This window comes from Olleya sp. UBA1516 (genome assembly GCF_002323495.1).
Taxonomy (GTDB): Bacteria; Bacteroidota; Bacteroidia; order Flavobacteriales; family Flavobacteriaceae; genus Olleya.
Window position 1 is genome coordinate 163,068 of sequence record NZ_DCQO01000016.1, and the last position, 19,356, is coordinate 182,423.

Annotated in this window: 24 protein-coding genes; 4 read left to right on the plus strand and 20 right to left on the minus strand. The window is 30.4% G+C overall.

The window, feature by feature from the left end:
* Positions 1-7 precede the first annotated feature (7 nt).
* The 16 genes from B2989_RS09760 to B2989_RS09835 form a co-directional block, all read right to left on the minus strand.
* Positions 8-502 (minus strand): CAP domain-containing protein, encoded by a 495-nt coding sequence (locus tag B2989_RS09760; protein WP_292947957.1) that lies wholly within the window; start codon positions 500-502, stop codon positions 8-10.
* 224 nt (positions 503-726) lie between these two features.
* The gene (locus B2989_RS09765) at positions 727-1,440 is read right to left on the minus strand and encodes a LytR/AlgR family response regulator transcription factor (RefSeq protein ID WP_292947959.1); all 714 of its coding nucleotides are present in this window, start codon (positions 1,438-1,440) and stop codon (positions 727-729) included.
* A gap of 12 nt (positions 1,441-1,452) precedes the next feature.
* Positions 1,453-1,770 carry an Hpt domain-containing protein gene (locus tag B2989_RS09770; RefSeq protein ID WP_145003931.1) on the minus strand — a complete coding sequence of 106 codons (318 nt, stop codon included), beginning with the start codon at positions 1,768-1,770 and terminating at the stop codon, positions 1,453-1,455.
* Complete coding sequence (locus B2989_RS09775; RefSeq protein WP_292947962.1) at positions 1,757-2,821, minus strand: sensor histidine kinase; 1,065 nt, start codon at positions 2,819-2,821, stop codon at positions 1,757-1,759. Before B2989_RS09775 ends, B2989_RS09770 begins: the two co-directional genes overlap by 14 nt.
* Positions 2,821-3,954 carry an FIST signal transduction protein gene (locus B2989_RS09780; RefSeq protein ID WP_292947964.1) on the minus strand — a complete coding sequence of 378 codons (1,134 nt, stop codon included), beginning with the start codon at positions 3,952-3,954 and terminating at the stop codon, positions 2,821-2,823. The genes B2989_RS09775 and B2989_RS09780 overlap by 1 nt, the downstream gene beginning before the upstream one ends.
* Positions 3,955-3,956: 2 nt before the next feature.
* Entirely contained in the window at positions 3,957-5,915 is a 1,959-nt protein-coding gene (locus tag B2989_RS09785) for a PAS domain-containing sensor histidine kinase (RefSeq protein ID WP_292947966.1), read from the minus strand.
* On the minus strand, positions 5,915-6,454 hold the full coding sequence (locus B2989_RS09790; RefSeq protein WP_145003944.1) for a heme NO-binding domain-containing protein: 540 nt from the start codon (positions 6,452-6,454) through the stop codon (positions 5,915-5,917). Before B2989_RS09790 ends, B2989_RS09785 begins: the two co-directional genes overlap by 1 nt.
* Positions 6,455-6,457: 3 nt before the next feature.
* Positions 6,458-6,871, minus strand: coding sequence for a response regulator (locus B2989_RS09795; RefSeq protein ID WP_145003948.1), 414 nt, complete (start codon positions 6,869-6,871; stop codon positions 6,458-6,460).
* Between the two features lie 121 nt (positions 6,872-6,992).
* The gene (locus B2989_RS09800; RefSeq protein WP_292947970.1) at positions 6,993-7,262 is read right to left on the minus strand and encodes a hypothetical protein; all 270 of its coding nucleotides are present in this window, start codon (positions 7,260-7,262) and stop codon (positions 6,993-6,995) included.
* 119 nt (positions 7,263-7,381) lie between these two features.
* A complete protein-coding gene (locus B2989_RS09805) occupies positions 7,382-7,747 on the minus strand; it encodes an MmcQ/YjbR family DNA-binding protein (RefSeq protein WP_292947972.1) in 366 nt (121 codons plus the stop codon).
* Between the two features lie 17 nt (positions 7,748-7,764).
* Positions 7,765-7,902, minus strand: a complete 138-nt coding sequence (locus B2989_RS09810) for a hypothetical protein (protein ID WP_292947974.1) — start codon at positions 7,900-7,902, stop codon at positions 7,765-7,767.
* A gap of 116 nt (positions 7,903-8,018) precedes the next feature.
* Positions 8,019-8,627, minus strand: a complete 609-nt coding sequence (locus tag B2989_RS09815; protein ID WP_145003957.1) for a DUF4230 domain-containing protein — start codon at positions 8,625-8,627, stop codon at positions 8,019-8,021.
* Positions 8,628-9,377, minus strand: a complete 750-nt coding sequence (locus tag B2989_RS09820) for a cyclase family protein (protein WP_292947976.1) — start codon at positions 9,375-9,377, stop codon at positions 8,628-8,630.
* Between the two features lie 2 nt (positions 9,378-9,379).
* A complete protein-coding gene (gene hemW / locus B2989_RS09825) occupies positions 9,380-10,507 on the minus strand; it encodes a radical SAM family heme chaperone HemW (protein WP_292947978.1) in 1,128 nt (375 codons plus the stop codon).
* A gap of 35 nt (positions 10,508-10,542) precedes the next feature.
* Positions 10,543-11,097 carry a crossover junction endodeoxyribonuclease RuvC gene (gene ruvC, locus B2989_RS09830; protein ID WP_292947980.1) on the minus strand — a complete coding sequence of 185 codons (555 nt, stop codon included), beginning with the start codon at positions 11,095-11,097 and terminating at the stop codon, positions 10,543-10,545.
* On the minus strand, positions 11,098-11,727 hold the full coding sequence (locus B2989_RS09835) for an outer membrane beta-barrel protein (protein WP_292947982.1): 630 nt from the start codon (positions 11,725-11,727) through the stop codon (positions 11,098-11,100).
* 49 nt (positions 11,728-11,776) lie between these two features.
* Between B2989_RS09835 and B2989_RS09840 the strand changes: the two genes are divergently transcribed.
* The 4 genes from B2989_RS09840 to B2989_RS09855 are packed head-to-tail and all read left to right on the plus strand — an operon-like array spanning position 11,777 to position 15,549.
* A complete protein-coding gene (locus B2989_RS09840) occupies positions 11,777-12,751 on the plus strand; it encodes a hypothetical protein (RefSeq protein ID WP_292947984.1) in 975 nt (324 codons plus the stop codon).
* Positions 12,745-13,878, plus strand: coding sequence for a glycosyltransferase family 2 protein (locus tag B2989_RS09845; RefSeq protein WP_292947986.1), 1,134 nt, complete (start codon positions 12,745-12,747; stop codon positions 13,876-13,878). The genes B2989_RS09840 and B2989_RS09845 overlap by 7 nt, the downstream gene beginning before the upstream one ends.
* Before the next feature lie 59 nt (positions 13,879-13,937).
* Positions 13,938-14,810: a hypothetical protein gene (locus B2989_RS09850; protein ID WP_292947988.1), complete on the plus strand. Its 873-nt coding sequence runs from the start codon at positions 13,938-13,940 to the stop codon at positions 14,808-14,810.
* A 1-nt stretch (position 14,811) separates the two neighbouring features.
* Positions 14,812-15,549 carry a Bax inhibitor-1/YccA family protein gene (locus B2989_RS09855; RefSeq protein ID WP_292947990.1) on the plus strand — a complete coding sequence of 246 codons (738 nt, stop codon included), beginning with the start codon at positions 14,812-14,814 and terminating at the stop codon, positions 15,547-15,549.
* A gap of 9 nt (positions 15,550-15,558) precedes the next feature.
* On the opposite strand, the gene B2989_RS09860 is transcribed toward B2989_RS09855, so the two are convergent.
* The 4 genes from B2989_RS09860 to B2989_RS09875 all read right to left on the minus strand — a co-directional run bounded on the left by B2989_RS09860 (position 15,559) and on the right by B2989_RS09875 (position 19,354).
* On the minus strand, positions 15,559-16,035 hold the full coding sequence (locus B2989_RS09860; RefSeq protein WP_292947992.1) for a hypothetical protein: 477 nt from the start codon (positions 16,033-16,035) through the stop codon (positions 15,559-15,561).
* Positions 16,036-16,093: 58 nt separating this feature from the next.
* Complete coding sequence (locus B2989_RS09865) at positions 16,094-16,795, minus strand: PDZ domain-containing protein (protein ID WP_292947994.1); 702 nt, start codon at positions 16,793-16,795, stop codon at positions 16,094-16,096.
* A gap of 132 nt (positions 16,796-16,927) precedes the next feature.
* Positions 16,928-18,067, minus strand: a complete 1,140-nt coding sequence (locus tag B2989_RS09870) for a tetratricopeptide repeat protein (RefSeq protein WP_292947995.1) — start codon at positions 18,065-18,067, stop codon at positions 16,928-16,930.
* Complete coding sequence (locus B2989_RS09875; RefSeq protein ID WP_292947997.1) at positions 18,068-19,354, minus strand: M56 family metallopeptidase; 1,287 nt, start codon at positions 19,352-19,354, stop codon at positions 18,068-18,070.
* Positions 19,355-19,356 lie beyond the last annotated feature (2 nt).

Here is a 19,356-nt window from a genome sequence, read left to right on the forward strand (position 1 = left end):
TTTACGTTTATAGTTTTACAAAAATATTAGTAAAATAGTTTTTACCTTCTGCATCTTGTTTTGTGGATATACCAATGTTTGTTGCTTCTGGGTTTTCTATATTTTCTCTATGACTTTCGCTATTTAACCACGCATTAACTAAAGCTTGCGCATTACTAAATCCAAAAGCAACATTCTCTGAAACTGTCTTTGCATTAACCGTTTGTTTTAGGTTTTGAGAACGTAAATAAAAATAGTCATGACTTGGTGTACCTTGAGTAACCATATATTGATTATGATCAATAGCTTCTTTTGAAGCTTCATTTAAAATAGCCAAATTTGATAATCCTTGAGAAATTCTGTAATTATTAATCAACTCTATAATCTCATAATCCAATTGCGTGTAAGATACATCTGCGATTGTAGCACTATAGCTTTCAGGTGTATTCACCTCTTCCTCTACAGAACAAGACATTAAAAAAATATTGAATAATACGATTAGGGTTACAGTTAGTTTTTTCATCTTTATTTAGTTGTTTGATGACAAAACTAATTTTAAAGCTTGCTGGATTTATAGTTTTTCGATTAGTGCATTTTAAACTATCGACGAATGGTAATAATCAACGGATTAGCTAATTTTTTAACCTTACGTCTATGATTTGTTTAAAAACAACACCAATGAAACACTACCTAACCTGTTAATAAGATATAAGTTAGGTACCACGCAAACAATTTAAAGCGATACTGTTATAGTAAATTTAAACGTTTCATTAATTCTGGTCTATTAGATCGACTTACAGGAATTACGTCTTTTTTGATTAATACACTATTGTCCTCGATATCAATAATTTTTTTAATATTAATAATGTAAGATCTGTGGACTTTTAAAAATAAATCATCTGGTAATTTATCTTCAATTTTTTTTAAAGTAGAATGTACTGTATAATTTTTATCCTCTGTTTTAACTTGAATATAGTCACCTTTAGCTTCAACTAAATAGATACTTGGAATATCAATTTTAATTAAGCGTCTATCAATATTAACATACAAATCGTTACCAGAAGAGGTTTCTACATTTTCAGATTTTGAAACTGGTTTAGCTGTCGTTTCCTTTATTGATTCTGCTTTATCAATTGCCTTTTTAAAACGCTCTAAAGTTATAGGTTTAACTAAATAGTCAACGATACAGTCGTATTCAAAAGCTTGAATAGCAAAATTTGGATCTGATGTTGTAAGTACTATTTTAGGTGGATTTTTAAGGGTTTCGATAAAATCAAAACCAGTAAAATCAGGCATATGTATATCTAGAAAAATTAAATCTACTTCGTTTTGATTTAAATATTTTATGGCTTGCATTGCATTTGGGAACTCTTCCAAAACATTTAGACTTGGTACATTTGAGCACAATTGAGAGATAATCATCCTTGCTGTAGCTTCGTCATCAATGATAATACAATTCATATTTTTTTATATTTAAATTTCTTCTAGATAGTTTGTTATGCTTTGCAATATCGCTTCAAACTGATCTTTAAGATCTGTAGTACCGTCTAACAAATTGTTTTCGTATGCTACTGCGACTTCATAACCCTTTTCCAGGCCTAAAATACTAATTTTATGCTTAAGTTTATGCACATTATCTGCTGCTAATTTAAAATTATTAGCTTCAAAATTATCAAAATAGACTTGTTTCTCTTCTGGATACTCTTTTTTAATAATATCAATTAGCTTTTGTTTGAAGGCTTCATCACCTCCTGATAAACTGTTAATGTAGGATTGGTTAGGTTGTTCCATTTGGGGATTTTTTTAAAGTGAAATAAAATGTTGTACCAACATTGACTTGAGATTCTAGCCAGATTTTACCACCATATAATTCGACAATTTTTTTAACTATAGACAATCCAATTCCTGTGGAGTCTGGATTATTTTCTAATTTTATAAAGGTTTTAAATATCTTATCAAAGTAGGATTTGTTAATACCCTTACCGTTATCTTTTATGTAAAATTGCCAATAGTTGGCTTTATCTTCTGCTCCAATTTCAATAACACCTTGGTCTTTATCATTGTATTTAATAGCATTACTAATAAGGTTTTGAAACAATTGTTGTAACCTATATTTATCACCTTTTATTACAGGTAAATTGGCTTTAGTAACGCTAATATTGCTTGGCACATGAATAATTTTTAGAATGTTTTCTATTAGCAGATTAGCATCCACATCGTAGGTTTCTATTTGATTTTTACCAATCGTAGAGTATTCTAAAATACCACTAATAAGCGTATCCATTTTTTCCACGTTATCTCTTATTAGATCTAATGTGTTTTTTCCGTTACTATCAAAAACCTCAGCATAGTCTTCCGTTAACCAAGACGTTAAAGCGTCTATACTACGAAGTGGCGATTTTAAATCATGAGACACCATGTGTGCATAGTCACTAAGCTCCTGATTTTGGTGCGCCAGCTCATTTAATAATGCTTGTTTTTGTTTATTCATTTCGATAATCTCCTTGGTTTGATTATCGATAAAGTCAACTAATTTTGAACCTGTAAGTTCTATATTTTCAGTTTTTTGGTCTTCTTCTAGATTATAAAACTTAAGCGTATCTATAACACTTTTTAGTTTTTGAATAACGACTTTTTGTTCTTCAGCTTCGTTTTGTAATTTACGATTTGCTGCATACAACTCGTCAGAACTAATAGACATTGCTCTTTGAATCATATGTGATTGCTCGTCAAAATTATTGTAAGAGCTACTTATAGCATTAAAAAACTCTGAAAGCGCGTCGTTGTTTTTTAAATCTTCACTTAAATATTTACGTATTTGTCTTTTTAATAATGAATTCATTATTCGCTAATTAGCGTTATAGTCATGGTTTGATTATGTAATTGACACGCAACTTCTCCATGAAATGGTGCTATTTCTCCGTAGGAATAAAATCCACTAATGACTGTGTCAGTACCTATGACCTCAATAACTTCTTCAATTTCTTCTTCTACACGTTGGTCTAAAACAATTTTTCTACCAATACAACTTACTAATATGGCTAATTCTGGTTTATCTTTTCTGTGCGATAAAGCTTGGGTTGCTGCACGCTCTGATGCATTAGCTATGTGATCCACATTAGTCATCATTAACTGTACTTTGGAGTTTTCTTTGATATCTCCTGCTAAAATCACAGCATTTCCTGCTTCGTTTATATTTAAAATTGAACGTACTATGGATTGATCTTCGTCTTCCGACGTTACATTTAAAGGGTATAATAAAGCTGCTCCTGGAAGGTCTCTAGCTTTGTCACCTAAATACGTTTTGTATAAATCTAAAGCTGGTTGACCATCCAACTCATACAACACATTACCACTAGATTTAGTAACAATACGCTCTGGGCCAAAAGGTGTCCATCCACCATGAATTGAAAACGAAATCTCAAGTGTGTCACCATAAAACCCTATAGCAACTAGCTCTCCTTCTTTTGGATTTTCATTATAAGATGCTAATGTTTTTTCAAAACGTGCATCATCACCACATAGTCCACCTGTTATTAATAGGTTGTCATTTGTAGCAGCACTCATCCCTTTTGTTAATTGGCTTCCGTTAATAAAACTACCTTCTGAGACTACAAAAGCATATTTTAATCCTTCTTCAGGAAATTGTTTTATCAATTCGTTTCCTGTTTTAAAACTATCTAAATCTTTATTTAGAACGTTACTAGTTTTTATTAAAAACTTACTTTTTTCAAATTGTATAGCTGTAACTGTGATACTGTTTTGATTAACTGTATTAGACGAAATTTCTGCACAAGAAGATGCAAAAACGATATGTCCATCAGGAAAAATTTGTCTAAGGTCTTGGTATACTGTTTTTTCTTCCAACATAAATCTATTTCCAAAAACCAATACTAAAGGCTCAATTAGTTTCTGTTTTTCAACTACATATTCCCAATTTTTATTTTTATGTTTTACTAATTGTGCTATTTTCATTACTATTTTTTTAAAGTGAAATAAAAAGTGGTTCCTACTGTTGGTTGACTGTCTAACCAGATTTCTCCGTCATGTAAATTAACTATCTTTTTTACAATAGATAATCCAATTCCTGTAGAGTCTTTACTTTTATTAAGTGCATGGAATATTTTAAATATTTTATCATGAAACTTTTTATCAATTCCCATACCATTATCTTGAATTGAAAACTTGTAGTGACTTTTTAAATCCTCCACATCTATGATAATATGTCCTTCAGTTTTATCAATAAACTTTACTGCGTTACTAATTAGATTTTGAAATAACTGCTGTAATTTGGTTTTATCACCATTAATATTTGGTAATATTTTAAGGCTTTTAATGTGTATATGGTCAGGAATGTATAACATACTAATTAACTCACTAACCATACTATTTAAATCTACTTCAGATTTTGCTGTATTATCAGCTCCTACGCTAGAGTAATTTAAAACATCTGTAATTAGTTGCTCCATTTTTTCTAGAGTAGATTCTATCAATGCAAAATTTTGAAGACTTACATCGTCTAACTTTCCTTGATTGTCTTCTTTTAACCAACTAACTAGTGCGTTTATGCTTCGTAAAGGCGATTTTAAATCGTGTGAAACAATGTGTGCATATTCTTGCAACTCGTCATTACTTTTTTCTAATTTGGCTAAAAGTTTTTCTTTTTGAAGCTCTAAATTTTTAATTTCGGTGATGTCTAAATGGATCCCAATTGACCCTACAATGTCACCTTCTATATTATAATTTGGTGCACCACTAATTAACCAATATCTTATATCTCCAGATTTATTTTTAACCTTAAGCTCATAGGAATTAGACAATCCTTTTTGGCGCTTTTTATTTTCTTGTTTTATAATGTCAGAACCATCTTCAATTGGAAAAATTTGTGCTGCATTTTTTCCTTTTAATTCCTTTTCTGTATAACCTGATAATTGCTCAAAACTTTGATTTACCATCAATATCTGGTCTTGATTATCAACCTCAATCAGACCTAAATTCATGTTAGCAATTATGTTGTAATATTTTTGTTTTTGTGCTTCTAAACTTTTTCTGTAGGTACGATTTAAGGTCACATCTTTAAATGTCCATAAATATCCTTTGGACTTTTCGCCAATTATAATTGGTGTATAATTACGTTCTAAAATTTTACCATCAAGCATTTCTAGCTCATCACCAAGCACCACTTGTTTAGCCTCATCAATTGCTCTCATCCTTTTTAAAAACCCTTCTGGATCTTTAAACAATATTTTATTTTGCTCTGAAGCTGCTTTACAATCTATACCTATTAAATCTTTGGGAGCTGTATTTATTCCAAAAAGCTCACAAAATTTATTATTAGTTAATACTATGTTTCTGTTTTCATCTTCCAAAACAATACCACTATCCAAATTAACAACTAGCGATGCTAATCTGTTTTCAGATTCTATTAATTTTTCTTCAGAAATTTTTTGATTGGTGATATCTCTAACAATACCTTGTGCTGCAACTGGTTTTGTATCTTTATCAAAAATAATACTAGCATTAATGTGCACCCATTTTACCTCTTTAGATTTGGTGTATACTCTGGCTTCATAACCTTTAAAAAAACCTTTAGTGTATAACTCATAAAAAGAAGTCATAGCGTATTGGTAGTCTGCCTTATATATAAGATTGGTAACATTTACTTTATCTCTAGAGACATCGTAACCAAATAATTTTGTTGCAGCTTCGTTAAATTTTATGACATCGCCTTGAAGATTCATTACCACATAGGCATCAGCTATATTCTCGAAAACACCTTGTAGCTGTGACGATTTTTCGTCCAATAACTGCTCTAATCTTTGAGATGTAAAGTAGAGTTCTCTTGATTTTTCTTCAAGAATTTTTTCAGCAGCTTTTCTTGCTGCCTTTTCTCTAGTTAAAGCACGCTTTAATATTTCTGACTGATCTTGACTCATTAATTTTTATTAATAACAAATCTAACTTCTGTTCCGTCTTCTTTAATTTTTTGTAAATCTATAGTTGCTGTTGCATTAAAATGCGCGAATGTTTTATTCATTAACCCTAAACCAAAGTGATGCATTGCTCTGCTTGAAGTATATATCATTACTAAAGAGTTTTCAGTTTTTTCCACTACTTCAAACGTTGGTAATTCTGCGTCAGGATAAATTTTTCTAACTTCTACATGAATATGATTTTCAATAGATGAAATCATCTCGATTGGATCTTTATAAGTTGCTAATAATCCTGGATAACTATTTTCTATTACACTAAAAAAGTGCTCTGCATAAACCAGTAATAAATTATCTATTGAAATACCAGTATTTTCGCTTAAATGTGTTAAAAGCTGAAGCATTTCTGAAAAACTATACGTCCCAACAGCTGTGTAAACTCCATCGGATTCTAGCGTAGAGCTGGTTATTATATTATCAACCATTTCTAGACCAAACTTGTCTTCTACTAACTCTAAAAATTCTGTAAAAACTATACCCTTCATTACTTATACTACTATTAATTCATTTATACTCCAATAGGCTAATAATCTTTCAATTTTGATTACGTAATCCTCATATTTTAAAGGCTTAATCACATATCCTGCTACACCAGTTTTGTAACATTCTAACAAGTCTTTTTGGTTATTAGACGTTGTCAAAATTATTGTAGGAATATATTTTAAAACATCATCCTTCTTTAAAATTTTTAAAAACTCTATACCATTAATTTTAGGCATGTTTAAATCTAATAAAATTATGTCAGGTAAGTTGTCTTTTTTCTCTAATATTTGCAATGCAACTTCACCATTATTAGCTTCAATAATAGTATGGTCTAATTTTAGAGTAGAAATTGTTCTGTTCAATTTCATTATTTCAATCATGTCATCTTCAATTAGAAGAATTTTCAGTTTTTTAATCATCTTGAGGGTATTTGTATTAATCCATCGAAATTTACCCCTTAATCAAGGTTTAAAATTTATATTTCGGTTAGACATTGATAACTGTCGACGGATAGCGTTTAAGTGTCGACGAATGGAAAATCTACTTTTGTTTTTTATAAAAACGAATAGATTGTATTGTATTTAGCTTAGCAGACTTCTTAATTTTAGATAGCTCTTGAAGAAAACTAAGAGAATAACTATCTACGTCTTTATTATCTAGATGCATTTCAAAATTTGAAATAAATTCTAATTGCTTTAAATTTAAATACAAACTTTTACTATACTGATTGTCATACATATTATCTAATGTATTGTCTTTAACATTAGTTATGACTTTTATTTTGGCTTTAAAAAAATTGAGAACACTCATACTGTGAGAATATATGTTTAATGGTGTCAAAGGTAACATGGTATATAGTGTTAAATTTTTTATTTCTTTAAAAGAGAATTATATATAGATAAGTTGCAGTTAAGTGTCGATAAATGTTTTTAAGACTCTAATTCTAACCGCATTTTTTTAGTCATTCCTTTGATTACCATATCATAGGAGTGGTCTATTAATTGCTTTATAAATTCTGGTTTTAAGTCGGCTTTATGGAAGTAGACTGTATTCCAATGTTTTTTATTGGAGTGCCAACCAGGCACTATGCTTTCATGAGCTTCACGAAGGTTTATTGCATATTCTGGGTCGCACTTTAAGTTTATAGATGCTAGTCCACGCTCCCATTTTTCTAGTGGTACTAACGCAAACATTTTACCTAATACTTTAAACACTAAGGTGCTTTTATCAAACGGAAAAGAATTGGTAACCTTTGGCTTACTTAAGCAATAGGTACGTAATTGCTCTATATCCATATAAAGTCAAATTAATTTTATTTTTGATGTTTTGTATTAGACTTGCTAGATTGCCTCCTTAGTTTTTTTAAATAATGGGCTTCTTCCTTGGTTGCGATTGGCGGAATGTCTAGGCTTAATAAAGTGTCATTAATGTATTGTAAAAATCTGTTCATAACTAATAGCTTTGGTTCTAGAAATCAAGGTATTAAAACATAAATAGGTTACCACAAATATACATCCTTAAAACATCAAATCTGACTAAATACTGATTTAATCGACCAAATGCGCTTTATTTTAATAACTTATCTTGTTTAGCACTAATTTTTAAAGCAGAATAGTCCAAAGTCCAACCAATAGTCTCTACAATATTTTCAACAAGAAGTAAAGATTCTAAAGCTTCTTTTTTTGCCACATTATACAATCCGCTTTCTGGAACTTTATCTCTAATATGTTGCTTAGCTTCCTCGCTTAAATTGGTCAAATCTGTGGCTTCAAATCTATTAAAGTAGCCATCTTTTTTATCGTAATAATTAATATTAGTCTCGATAGATAAAATTTCTGGCTGCGGAAAATGACTGATAGTTACGGTCTTTTTTTTATGGTTTGATGTTAATTCAATTTTATTAAAATCGTAGCCAACATAGGCTTTAGCATTAATTACTACTAAGGCTTTTTTCTTGCTTGACACTAATTTTAAAAACCGTTCTTTAACGTCTTCATAGTGATAGATTTCGGCAAAGTCCCCTTCTACAGTTATAAATTTACAGACCTTTTTTATTTTATCCAATAGTATAACAGACTGTGCTGTTACCTTTTTTTTGTTTTGTAAATGATTATAAAGCGTATAGACACCTAAGCCTAGGATTCCTCCTATAATTAAAGTAAAAAATGTTTCCATTTAATTTTCGATTTTATATAATATAGGTTTACTTGGTGTTGCATCATTCTCGATTGGAGCGATTTGAAGATTTAAAATATACTTCCCATCTTCAATTTTGTTTGACACGTATATAAACTCTGTAATTGTGGCGTCTTTTCTAATCTTACCATTAAAATCCCAAAAGGCTTTATGTGCTAATAGTTTGCCATCATCCTTCTCTTTATCAATACTTGGTAAATCAATCAATAAGTGTTTTACTCCTATTTTTTTTATAAATAAAGCAGCTTCCTCTGTTAAATAAGGCCAGTTTGTATTGGAGTATTGTCTAGATTTTTTCTCTTTAGTATTAGGCATTGTCCTTATAACTAAAGCCTTAGGTTTACGCTGTTTTAATAAATATTGTAGTTGCGCTTTTGATATTACCTGATCCTCTCCTATTAATTCTGGTGCTACAGAAATAACTTCAGCTAAATAAAAAAAATGTTTTAAGCATTTATTTACACTATAAAACTGCTCTGTTATATGACCAACACACTCAGTATGTGTACCATGTGCATGTGGATTAAATTGAATGTTATTAAAATTTATCGATGCACCTTCTTTAACGCTTGCAGTCCAGTCGTTAACCACAACAGGTTCTATTTTAGGAGCATCAACATACCAAGCATTAGCATTGGATATTGAAGCGCGAAGTGGCATAGATATGTCTAAAGGTTGCGCTAAGTTTACGGTATATTTTTTATTGTTTATGGTTATTGTAGAAATCAAAATTAGATAATTTTAAATAAGTCCGAAGCAATTCCGTCGCTTAGAAACTTACCGGTTTTTGTTGTTTTTAAGTTGTTATCCTCAATATACAACATTTGTTTGTTTATATACTGATTAGCCTGCTGCAACAAGTATTCCAAAAAAGATTCTCCAAACTGTTTTTCAATTTTATCTAACGAAACTCCCCAAATAGTACGTAATCCAGTCATGACGTACTCATTATACTTATCATTTACAGTTAAGGTTTCTACCTCCAATGGTAATTGATTAAGATTAATTTTGGAGATATAAATCGCGTTGTTTTTTACATTCCAAGCACGCTGATCTCCATTAAAACTATGAGCAGAAGGTCCAATCCCCAAATATGGTTTACCTAACCAATAGGCACTATTGTTTTTACTATAAAAGCCTTTTTTACCAAAATTGGATAACTCGTAATGATCAAAACCTGCTTGCTCTAATTGCTCTATTAAAATATGAAACTGCTCGTGTGCCAAATCGTCATCCACGTTATCTATAATCCCTTTTGCAATAAAACTAGCTAGTGCTGTTTTAGGCTCAACGGTTAAGGCATAACTAGAAATATGTGGCACACCAAAGCTTAATGCAGTTTGTATATTGTCCAACCATTCTGCATTTGTACTATTTGGTATCCCATAAATTAAGTCTAAACTTATATTATCAAAATATAGGGTTGCTAATTGCAAACAGCGCTTAGCTTCTTGTGCGTTGTGTGCACGATTCATTAGTTTTAAATCCTTTTCATAAAAAGATTGAATACCAATACTCAGACGATTAATAGGACTTTTAGAGAGCTTGATTATAACCTCTTCGTTTAAATCGTCAGGATTTGCCTCTAAGGTAACTTCTGGATTATCTGTGACTTTATAGTTTAAATAGACACTATCTATCAAGTATTGCAATTCGTCTGCAGACAAAACACTTGGTGTACCTCCTCCAAAATAGATGGTTTCTACCGTTATATTTTTAAACTCGTCTTTACGTAATTCCATTTCTTTCGCTAAAGCGAAAATAAGCTGATCTTTCTTTTTCATGGACGTCGAAAAATGAAAGTCACAATAATGACAGGCTTGCTTGCAAAACGGTATGTGTATGTATATTCCTGACATATTATTAAGCTATTAGTTGTAAAATATAAGTGTTACTACTTTTTAACACGCTTTTCATTCTGCTTTACAAAAGCACTCCAACCTGTATAGCTTTTACCAATCTCTACACGTCCTTGATTGTAAAAATGGCACACAGCTGCTCCAAGTCCATCCATCGAATCTAGATTTTTGGGTAAGGTTTTAATACCCAACATGCTTTGTAACATTTTAGCAACCTGCTCTTTACTAGCATTACCATTACCTGTAATTGCCATTTTAATTTTTTTTGGTGCATACTCTGTTATTGGTACTTCACGACTTAATCCTGCAGCCATAGCCACACCTTGTGCACGACCTAACTTAAGCATACTTTGTACGTTTTTACCAAAAAAAGGTGCTTCGATAGCAATCTCATCTGGATGATGAGTTTCAATTAGCTCTATGGTACGTTCAAAAATTAATTTCAACTTTAAATAATGGTCATCGTATTTTTTAAGATCCAATTCATTTAATTGAATAAGACTCATTTTTTTGTTAACCACCTTTATTAAACCAAAACCCATAATGGTTGTTCCTGGATCAATACCTAGTATAATTTGTTCTTTACTCATTTAGTTACATGTATAACATCCGCTTAATGATACAGCTACACCAACAGTTACAGTTAACATATTGCCATTAAAAGACCCATAACCTTCTGTGATTGGGTCAAAATTGTCTGCAAAACCTAATATATAAGAGGCATCCACAAACGCTGAAACTGTTTGACTTATTCCATAGTGAAACTCCATGCCACCCATTGCATTTAAAAACGAGGTTTTATTATCACCATAATCTCCTAATGGTTTTATCATAGAGTAACCAGGACCAACATGAAATAACATTCCTGTTCCAAACGGTAAAAAATTAAAATTGCGTGTAGCATCATACACAAACTGCAAATTTACACGTGTGTAGTTTGTTTTAAACTCTGGTGTATTATCTGCATTTGCAAAACGGTTATAACCAAAGTCTAATTTTGCTCCTAATTGTGGCGTAAACATACGTTGGACACCTAAATTTATGGTTGGAAAATTAATACTGTTAGCTTCAAAAGGAGTCACCAATCCGTCTTGTGATGGACTGTTAAAACCTACAGCAAATAAGGCTTTCCATTTACTAGTTTCTATTTGTGCGTCTGCTGTACTTAAAGCAAAAACAGCAATTAATAGTAAGCAATAGTGTTTGATAGTAGATAACATTGTGTAATATTTAGTTTAATTTGCAAACGTCAACATTGGCGCAACTTTTATGCACAGCAACTTGCCTTACAAAACTAAACAATTCTTTTTTGTACTTATTAAATTAAGTATAGTTGTTGGTGCATTTTATTTTATCTACCAAAAACTACTATATAATGACACTTTAAATTTTAGTCATTTTATTCTCTTTTTAAACCAAAACAAACTGTTTAGTCTAAAAAACATAGTGATTTTAAGTTTTTTAAGTGGTTTAAACTGGTTTATAGAAATTATAAAATGGCGTTTTTTAGTATCCAAGCTTAAGGTTCTGTCGGTTTTTGAAGCTTCAGAGCAAAGTTTAGGTGCCTTAACAGCATCTTTATTAACACCTAACCGTATTGGAGAATATGGTGCCAAAGCCATTTATTACCCAAAAGCAGACCGAAAACGCATATTAATAATCAATTTAATTAGTAATATGATGCAAATGGGTATTACAGTTATTTTAGGCGTTATTGGTTTTATTTTATACTATAATACGTACGACATAACTGTTGATTTTAATAAAATATCAAGAGGGTTACTTATAGCTATCACTATTGTTGTAATAACACTATTTGTATTAAAACAAAGTAAGTATAAAATAAAGTGGTTTTCTATTCAAAAAATAACAAATTATATCAAAACATTAGGTTTACCTTACATTACAATTGGCTTTGTACTATCGTTAGTACGATATATAATATTCTCTTTTCAGTTTTATTATATTTTAATCCTTTTAGGAATTGAAATAAGTTATCCTAATGCTATGGTAGTAATTACAACACTGTATTTACTAGCGTCTATTATTCCGACTATTTCAATTTTTGATGTGGTTATAAAAGGAAGCGTTGCCATTTATTTATTTGGATTTGCTAACATTGCAGAACTTCCTGTTTTAAGCTGTGCGTTAATTATGTGGTGTCTTAATTTTGCATTACCAAGCCTAATTGGAAGTTATTTTGTTTTACGCTTTAATCCAATAAAAACTAACATTAAATGCTAATCACCTTTGTAATCATTACTATTCTGTATCTGTTTTTAATAGGCTTTTTTGTACTAGGTTTTGATAAAGTAAAACAATTTAGACTACAAGATATTACTCCAAAGACCACGTTTACGGTAATTATTCCGTTTAGAAATGAAGCCGAAAATTTACCGGAATTATTAGACTCTCTTTTAAACTTAAATTATCCTAAACATTTATTTGAGGTTGTTTTAGTAAATGACGACTCAGAAGATGATTCGGTTAAAACCATTAAAAATCAACTATCTCATAGCCAAACCACTCAGTATAACATTAAAATAATAGACAATCAACGTAAAACAAATTCACCAAAAAAAGACGCTATAACATCTGCCATTAAACAAGCTAAACACCAATGGATTATTACCACAGATGCAGATTGTATTGTACCCATTTATTGGTTGGATAGTTTTGATAACTTTATACAAAGTCATACTGTAAAAATGATTGCTGGACCAGTATGCTATAATCAAAACAAAGGACTATTAAATTATTTTGAAACTTTAGATTTTTTAAGTCTAATTGGTGCTACCATTGGTGGTTTTGGCATTAATAAACCATTTTTATGTAATGGCGCAAATTTAGCTTATCAAAAACAGTTTTTTAAACAACTAAATGGTTTTGAAGGCAATACAAATATTGCCAGTGGTGATGATATTTTTTTAATGGAAAAAGCTGTAAAAACTGATAATCAAAGCATTCTATATTTAAAAAACAATCAAGCTATAGTTACCACAAAACCACAAAGTAATCTTAAAAACTTAATATCACAGCGTGTACGTTGGGCTAGCAAAACTAGTAATTACAAGAATAATTTTGCCAAAATTGTTGGGCTACTAGTATTACTAATGAATGCTAGTCTTGTAATTGGATTACTATTAGTGGCTTTAGGACTATTTGCATTAAAACCTTTTGCTTATCTGTTTTTTATAAAAGTAGCTATAGACTTTATACTAATTTATAAAGCCTGCCAATTATTTAATAAAGAAGAATTGCTTAAGCATTATTTGTGGAGCTGTTTTATTTACCCATTTTTTAGTGTTTATATTGCCTTTATATCTATGTTTACAACCTATAAATGGAAAAATCGAACATTTAAGAAATAGCTTTTTCAGCTTTTTCAGCCAAAAACATTTACTTTAGCATTAAACCAAACTACAGCATTATGAAAACCCTAGTTTTATTTTTAGCCTTAAGCTTTACAACGCTTACTATTGCACAAAATAAGTATACGTTTAATAACGAAAAAATTGAACTTAAGACAGAGGTAGAAGGTGACTACGACTTGTTATGGAACACCTTTGAAGGACGTTATCGTTACTTTATTAAAGGTCAAAATGAAGCCTTAACAGAATTGACAAACACTAAAGGTGCAGACAATAAATATGATAATGCTTATCAAACTACTTTAAAGGCTACAACAGGTCAAGATGCGTCCAAAGTAAAACTAACACTTTACAGTCTAAAAGATTTTATTAACCAAGCCAATGCATCAAGCGATGCTAATTATACATATAATAGCGATAAGCCAAAATTAAAAACTAGAGTTGGTATTTTTAGCGGTTTAACCAATCATCCTTTTGTGGTTAATCCAGACAATAAATCTGTACCCTTTTTTGGAGCAGAATTGGAAGTATTTCAGGACAATCCAACACCAAAACATTCTGGATTTTTAAATATACGTAGTGCAGGAGATACTGACGATTTTAAATATAGCGCAACCCAAATTGCTTTAGGTTACCGCTTTAGATTTTTAAACAAACCAAGCTTTAATATTTACGGACAAACTAAGTTTGCTACTTTTACTACATCTAAAACTACTATTACCTATCAGGACCCTAATAATACGGAAACAATAATTATTGATGAAGTAAAAAATTCTGGCTTTGATGTGCCTTTAATTTTTGGTTTAGGAGCCGATTACAAATTAGGAAATGGGTATATCACGCTTGTTGTGGATTCGTTATTTGCAGCTTTTATAGATAACGAAGGTAACTTTCCTTTGGATCTTGCTTTAGGCTATAAGTTAAATTTATAACATGCGTTATTTAGAAAAAACTTCTAATCCAGCATTTACAAATTACTTTTGGAAAAATCAAAATCCTGCTTCTGGTCAAAAAATGACAGTTAAAGGTATTATGACCAAAACCTTATTTTGTTTACTAGTTATAACAACTATTGTTGTTGCTATTTGGAAGCTTTATGCCAACGGAACCAATATTAAATGGTTTGCTTCTGGAGGTATGCTTGCTACTATTGTTATTAGTATTGTGCTTCCTGTTAGACAAAAGTGGGCTCATGTTTTAGTACCATTATATGCTGTCGCAAAAGGTTTTTTTCTTGGTGGCATTACTGCTTATGCTCAGGCTAGGTTTCCGGATTTACCGTATCAAGCCATAGGTGTAACCATCGTAACCTTTTTTGTGGTTTTGTTTTTATATCAAACCCGTTTAATTGTAGTAACAAACACCACTAAAAGTGTTATTATTACCGTGTGCACGACTATATTTGTAGTATATATTATCTCTTGGATTTTAAGCTTTTTTGGAATTAAATCTTTTATTTGGGGAACCTCTTGGCTAGCTATTGGTTTTAATATTTTTGCAGCCATTTTTGCTGCATTATCCCTTTTACTAGATTTTGATTACATAGAAAGACAAAAAAACAAAGCGTCCAAGTACAAAGAGTGGATGGCTACTTGGGGACTTTTAGTCACTTTAATTTGGTTGTATGTTGAAATTTTAAGACTAATGAAAAAGTTTGCTATTAGATTTTAATAACCACCATTAATTAACCCGTAAAACTATAGGTAATTTAAACTGAGACTTTACCTGTTGTCCACGTTTGATAGCTGGATAAATTGTAGGTAGCGTATCCAAGCTATTGGTAATTATATTTTTAATTTCTGGAATTTCTAGGGTAGTAACACTATCTATTTCTATAGCATTTATAACTAATTCTCCTTTTTCTGAAATTAATAAGGATAATAAAATTGTGTCATTAATATCCTGAGATACAATAATAGTTTGTTCTTGCAATTTACTAGAGATATGATTAGCTAAGGTTGTCTCAAAACACTGTTTGGCATCTAATTTTGACTGTAAAGTATCGCAAGTTTTAAAACTTGGATAACTGTCTACTTCTTTCCAATTAAAAGTTTTGAGTTCTTTTTTTAAAATAGCTTCAGAAGAGGTCTTCTCTACATCAAAATATTGACAAGAAGCCAACATCAAACACAGTAAGAAAACAGCTATTTGCTTCATAATTAACTAATATAGCCGAAAAGTACAACTTTTTTAAATGACAGAAACTGGTATGTTATTAATTTCTTTTAACTACAAACAGATTAGAATAGGTTGTATTGTCTTTTGAAATTTTTAATACATAGACACCATCCTCTAGTTTATCTACATTTAAGACTTCGGTTAAATCACCTTTAGTAAAGCGTTTTTTGTATTGTTTAACAAGTACACCATTGGTCATGTAAATAGCAAAATTATACTCGCCTTGAAGGACCGCTTTAAAAGCCACATTTAACTGACTTACTGCAGGATTTGGATAAAGACTAATGTTTTGTTTAGATAAGGTAGTTGTTATTGCATCGCAGCACACTTCTTCTTGAACTACTTTGGATGATTTAGCGCCTAATGTGATTGTTTTTACACTTATTTTTCCGTCACGTTGAATCGTTAACTTTACAGTATCAAAAGGCTGATAAGCTTTTACAGCATTCATAGCATCACCTCTTCTATTTACTTCTAAATCGTCTATTGCCAAAACTAAGTCGTAGGGTTGCAAGTTGTTTTCTGCAGCAGCAGTATTATCTATTACTTTTAAGATAATAACACCTTGATCTGTTTTACTTTCTTTATCACATGGACTACCAAACTGAACACCTAAAAAAGCAGTTTCGTAAACTATTTTATCAATTGTGCAGGTTTGTTTACAATCATTAGCGGTTTGTGCATTTACTATACTTGCAAAACTTAATAAAGCAAAAATCAAGGGTAGACATCTTTTCATAATAATAGAAATTTAATACATTTCAATATATAGTATTTTTCATACAAAGTTATTAATTATACTAATAAATTTGATTTAAGGTATAAATCCTAGATAAAAATCCAATTATACCGATGATCTAACAACATGAATTTATTCGGTTTTATTTTGAAATTTTTCGCTTTTATACGTCGCTAATTTGACCTTTAATATTTCTGAATATTTACTGTCCGGAAATTGATCAATATACTTTTTAACCTCTTTTTGTTTAGCGTCAAGGTCTTTAAAATAATCCAATTTTGTAAACGTCCTAAAAAAGTAATTGGACTCTGACTTTGGATTTTCTTTTATTGCATTAGTAAAAGCCTGAATCGCTTGGTCTGGTTTATCTTGTAAATTGTACAAAACGCCTAATTTAGCATACTGCTCATCCAAGGGTTGATCCTGCAGTTTAATTGCTTCTAAAACATGCTTTTCGGCTAAATCGTATTCACGGATTTGTTCATAATTAATACCTAATAAATAATGATTATTAGCATCCTTTGGGTCTGACTTTAAAGCTAGGTCTAAATATTTTATAGCCTTACTGTAATAGTAAATTTTACCATAACAATACCCTAATTTTTCGTAGACAAACTTAGTTGTTTCGCCCAAATCTAAGAGTTTTAAAAATTGACTTATGGATTCATGGTATTCATTATTTAAATAGTGTTTTTGCGCAATAAGCCCTATTAATTGTTTGTTATTAGGATAGGATTCTAACCCTTTGTTTACATAATCTTCAACTTTTTTAAATGCTCTTTTTTGGAGACTGTATTTAGCCAATTCAAAAATTACTTTTTGATGTGTTTGATCCAGTTGAAAGGCTTTTAAAAAATTATTCTGAGCAGTTTCAAAATCGTCAGAAGCATTACCAACCAACCCTAAATAATAGTAGTAATTAGGGTTAGATTGATCTGCTTTTATTAGGTCCATCAAATGGGTTTTAGCTTGAACTAATTGACCATTTTGAAACAATAATTTACTTAATTCAAACTTAAATAAAAGATTATTTGGACTATTTAACACTGCCTTATTATAGTAGCCTATTGCTTGGTCATAGTTGCCTATATATTGATAGGATTTGGCTATTTTATCCGTATAATCTGCAGTATTATCTAACTGATAATAAAATTGGATTGCTTTAGTGTAATTTCCATGATTATATAAACTATCTGCAGTTTCTAGAATGGATGTTTGAGCTTTAACACTAATAAATAACAAAATACTGACTATGACACTAAAGGTTTTCATTTATTTAATTTTAAACGCGATTGGTAAACCGTAAATAACATCTACAGCTTTACCTTCATGCATACCAGGTGTCATTTTAGGTAAATTATTTATTACACGATTGGCTTCTGCCTCAAGATCCGGATGTTCTGCTCTTGACATGACATCAATAATCCCTCCTGTTTTACTTATTTTAAAACTTACAAACACCTTAGTAATTCCTTTTTTTAAATCTAAATTATCAGCTAATTTAGTATTAAAATTATTTAGGACATGATTAGATACTTGATCTGAAAAACATTTTTTTTGTTGGTCTTTGTCAACAAGCGTTTTACAGGCTTCAAATAAAGGGGATTGATCAATAGCAGAAAATGGCACGTCTACACCAATTTGCTTACTATTGTTTACATCTAATGTTTCGGTTTGTATATTTACTATTGGGTCTTTGGTTACTTCACTTTGGTTGGAACAAGATGAATAGACCAACATTCCTAAAACCATAGGAATTAATAATAAATACTTAACTAAATGTGTCTGTTTTGTTTTTGATTTTTGTAACATAATGATTCGTTTTTTGATTAATGATTGATTGAAAAATGGATTGATAAAAGCATACGTTTTAACATTAAAAACTTGCTGCAATAATTGTTGATAATACTCCGATTTATTGAATTTTACTGCATTTTGATCCGCTAAAAATTCGTGAATATTACTAATTCTGATTTGATATAAATACACTAAAGGATTAAACCATAACACAATCTTTAAGACCTCAAACCACAACAAATCAAAGGTGTGTTTTTGTTTGGCATGTATCTTTTCGTGTTCAAAAACAGATTGCCTCTGAGTGGTTGTTAATGTATCTCCTAAAAAGATATAATTAAAAAAAGAGAAGGCAGTGTTTGTATCTTTTAAATGGACAATAGTTAAATTATGGTATTGGCCTTTTGGATTTTGATGGATAAGTTTTATAATCTTAATTAGCTTGATAATAAATAAAATAAAAATAAATAATGTGACCAATAAATATCCATTAGTTACTGTAAATACAGTATTACTTAACGCATATGTTAGTGATTGATTATTTAAATTTCCTAAAACTAATTCTGGTAATACTATTATAGACGATGTATCTATTAGGTTATTAAACCCACTAACTTTAACCAAGGGAATAACTAATGACAATAAAGATGTAATTAACAAATACAACCTATTGTGATTAAAAAAAGTATCTCTTTTTAAAAACAAATCATAGACTATTAAAAATAATAGCTGAAATAAAACACTCTGAAACAAATAACTTATCATGA

Excerpts from the sequence above, each read along its gene's own strand:
- B2989_RS09770 (WP_145003931.1), bottom strand. The coding sequence starts at position 1,770 with ATGGAACAACCTAACCAATCCTACATTAACAGTTTATCAGGAGGTGAT.
- B2989_RS09810 (WP_292947974.1), bottom strand. The coding sequence starts at position 7,902 with ATGAACAGATTTTTACAATACATTAATGACACTTTATTAAGCCTAGAC.
- B2989_RS09785 (WP_292947966.1), bottom strand. The coding sequence starts at position 5,915 with ATGAGTCAAGATCAGTCAGAAATATTAAAGCGTGCTTTAACTAGAGAA.
- B2989_RS09855 (WP_292947990.1), top strand. The coding sequence starts at position 14,812 with ATGCGTTATTTAGAAAAAACTTCTAATCCAGCATTTACAAATTACTTT.
- B2989_RS09870 (WP_292947995.1), bottom strand. The coding sequence starts at position 18,067 with ATGAAAACCTTTAGTGTCATAGTCAGTATTTTGTTATTTATTAGTGTT.
- B2989_RS09835 (WP_292947982.1), bottom strand. The coding sequence starts at position 11,727 with ATGTTATCTACTATCAAACACTATTGCTTACTATTAATTGCTGTTTTT.
- B2989_RS09815 (WP_145003957.1), bottom strand. The coding sequence starts at position 8,627 with ATGGAAACATTTTTTACTTTAATTATAGGAGGAATCCTAGGCTTAGGT.
- B2989_RS09875 (WP_292947997.1), bottom strand. The coding sequence starts at position 19,354 with ATGATAAGTTATTTGTTTCAGAGTGTTTTATTTCAGCTATTATTTTTA.
- hemW (WP_292947978.1), bottom strand. The coding sequence starts at position 10,507 with ATGTCAGGAATATACATACACATACCGTTTTGCAAGCAAGCCTGTCAT.
- B2989_RS09840 (WP_292947984.1), top strand. The coding sequence starts at position 11,777 with ATGCACAGCAACTTGCCTTACAAAACTAAACAATTCTTTTTTGTACTT.
- B2989_RS09765 (WP_292947959.1), bottom strand. The coding sequence starts at position 1,440 with ATGAATTGTATTATCATTGATGACGAAGCTACAGCAAGGATGATTATC.
- B2989_RS09805 (WP_292947972.1), bottom strand. The coding sequence starts at position 7,747 with ATGGATATAGAGCAATTACGTACCTATTGCTTAAGTAAGCCAAAGGTT.
- B2989_RS09860 (WP_292947992.1), bottom strand. The coding sequence starts at position 16,035 with ATGAAGCAAATAGCTGTTTTCTTACTGTGTTTGATGTTGGCTTCTTGT.
- B2989_RS09775 (WP_292947962.1), bottom strand. The coding sequence starts at position 2,821 with ATGAATTCATTATTAAAAAGACAAATACGTAAATATTTAAGTGAAGAT.
- B2989_RS09850 (WP_292947988.1), top strand. The coding sequence starts at position 13,938 with ATGAAAACCCTAGTTTTATTTTTAGCCTTAAGCTTTACAACGCTTACT.
- B2989_RS09790 (WP_145003944.1), bottom strand. The coding sequence starts at position 6,454 with ATGAAGGGTATAGTTTTTACAGAATTTTTAGAGTTAGTAGAAGACAAG.
- B2989_RS09865 (WP_292947994.1), bottom strand. The coding sequence starts at position 16,795 with ATGAAAAGATGTCTACCCTTGATTTTTGCTTTATTAAGTTTTGCAAGT.
- B2989_RS09795 (WP_145003948.1), bottom strand. The coding sequence starts at position 6,871 with ATGATTAAAAAACTGAAAATTCTTCTAATTGAAGATGACATGATTGAA.
- B2989_RS09760 (WP_292947957.1), bottom strand. The coding sequence starts at position 502 with ATGAAAAAACTAACTGTAACCCTAATCGTATTATTCAATATTTTTTTA.
- B2989_RS09845 (WP_292947986.1), top strand. The coding sequence starts at position 12,745 with ATGCTAATCACCTTTGTAATCATTACTATTCTGTATCTGTTTTTAATA.
- B2989_RS09780 (WP_292947964.1), bottom strand. The coding sequence starts at position 3,954 with ATGAAAATAGCACAATTAGTAAAACATAAAAATAAAAATTGGGAATAT.
- B2989_RS09800 (WP_292947970.1), bottom strand. The coding sequence starts at position 7,262 with ATGAGTGTTCTCAATTTTTTTAAAGCCAAAATAAAAGTCATAACTAAT.
- ruvC (WP_292947980.1), bottom strand. The coding sequence starts at position 11,097 with ATGAGTAAAGAACAAATTATACTAGGTATTGATCCAGGAACAACCATT.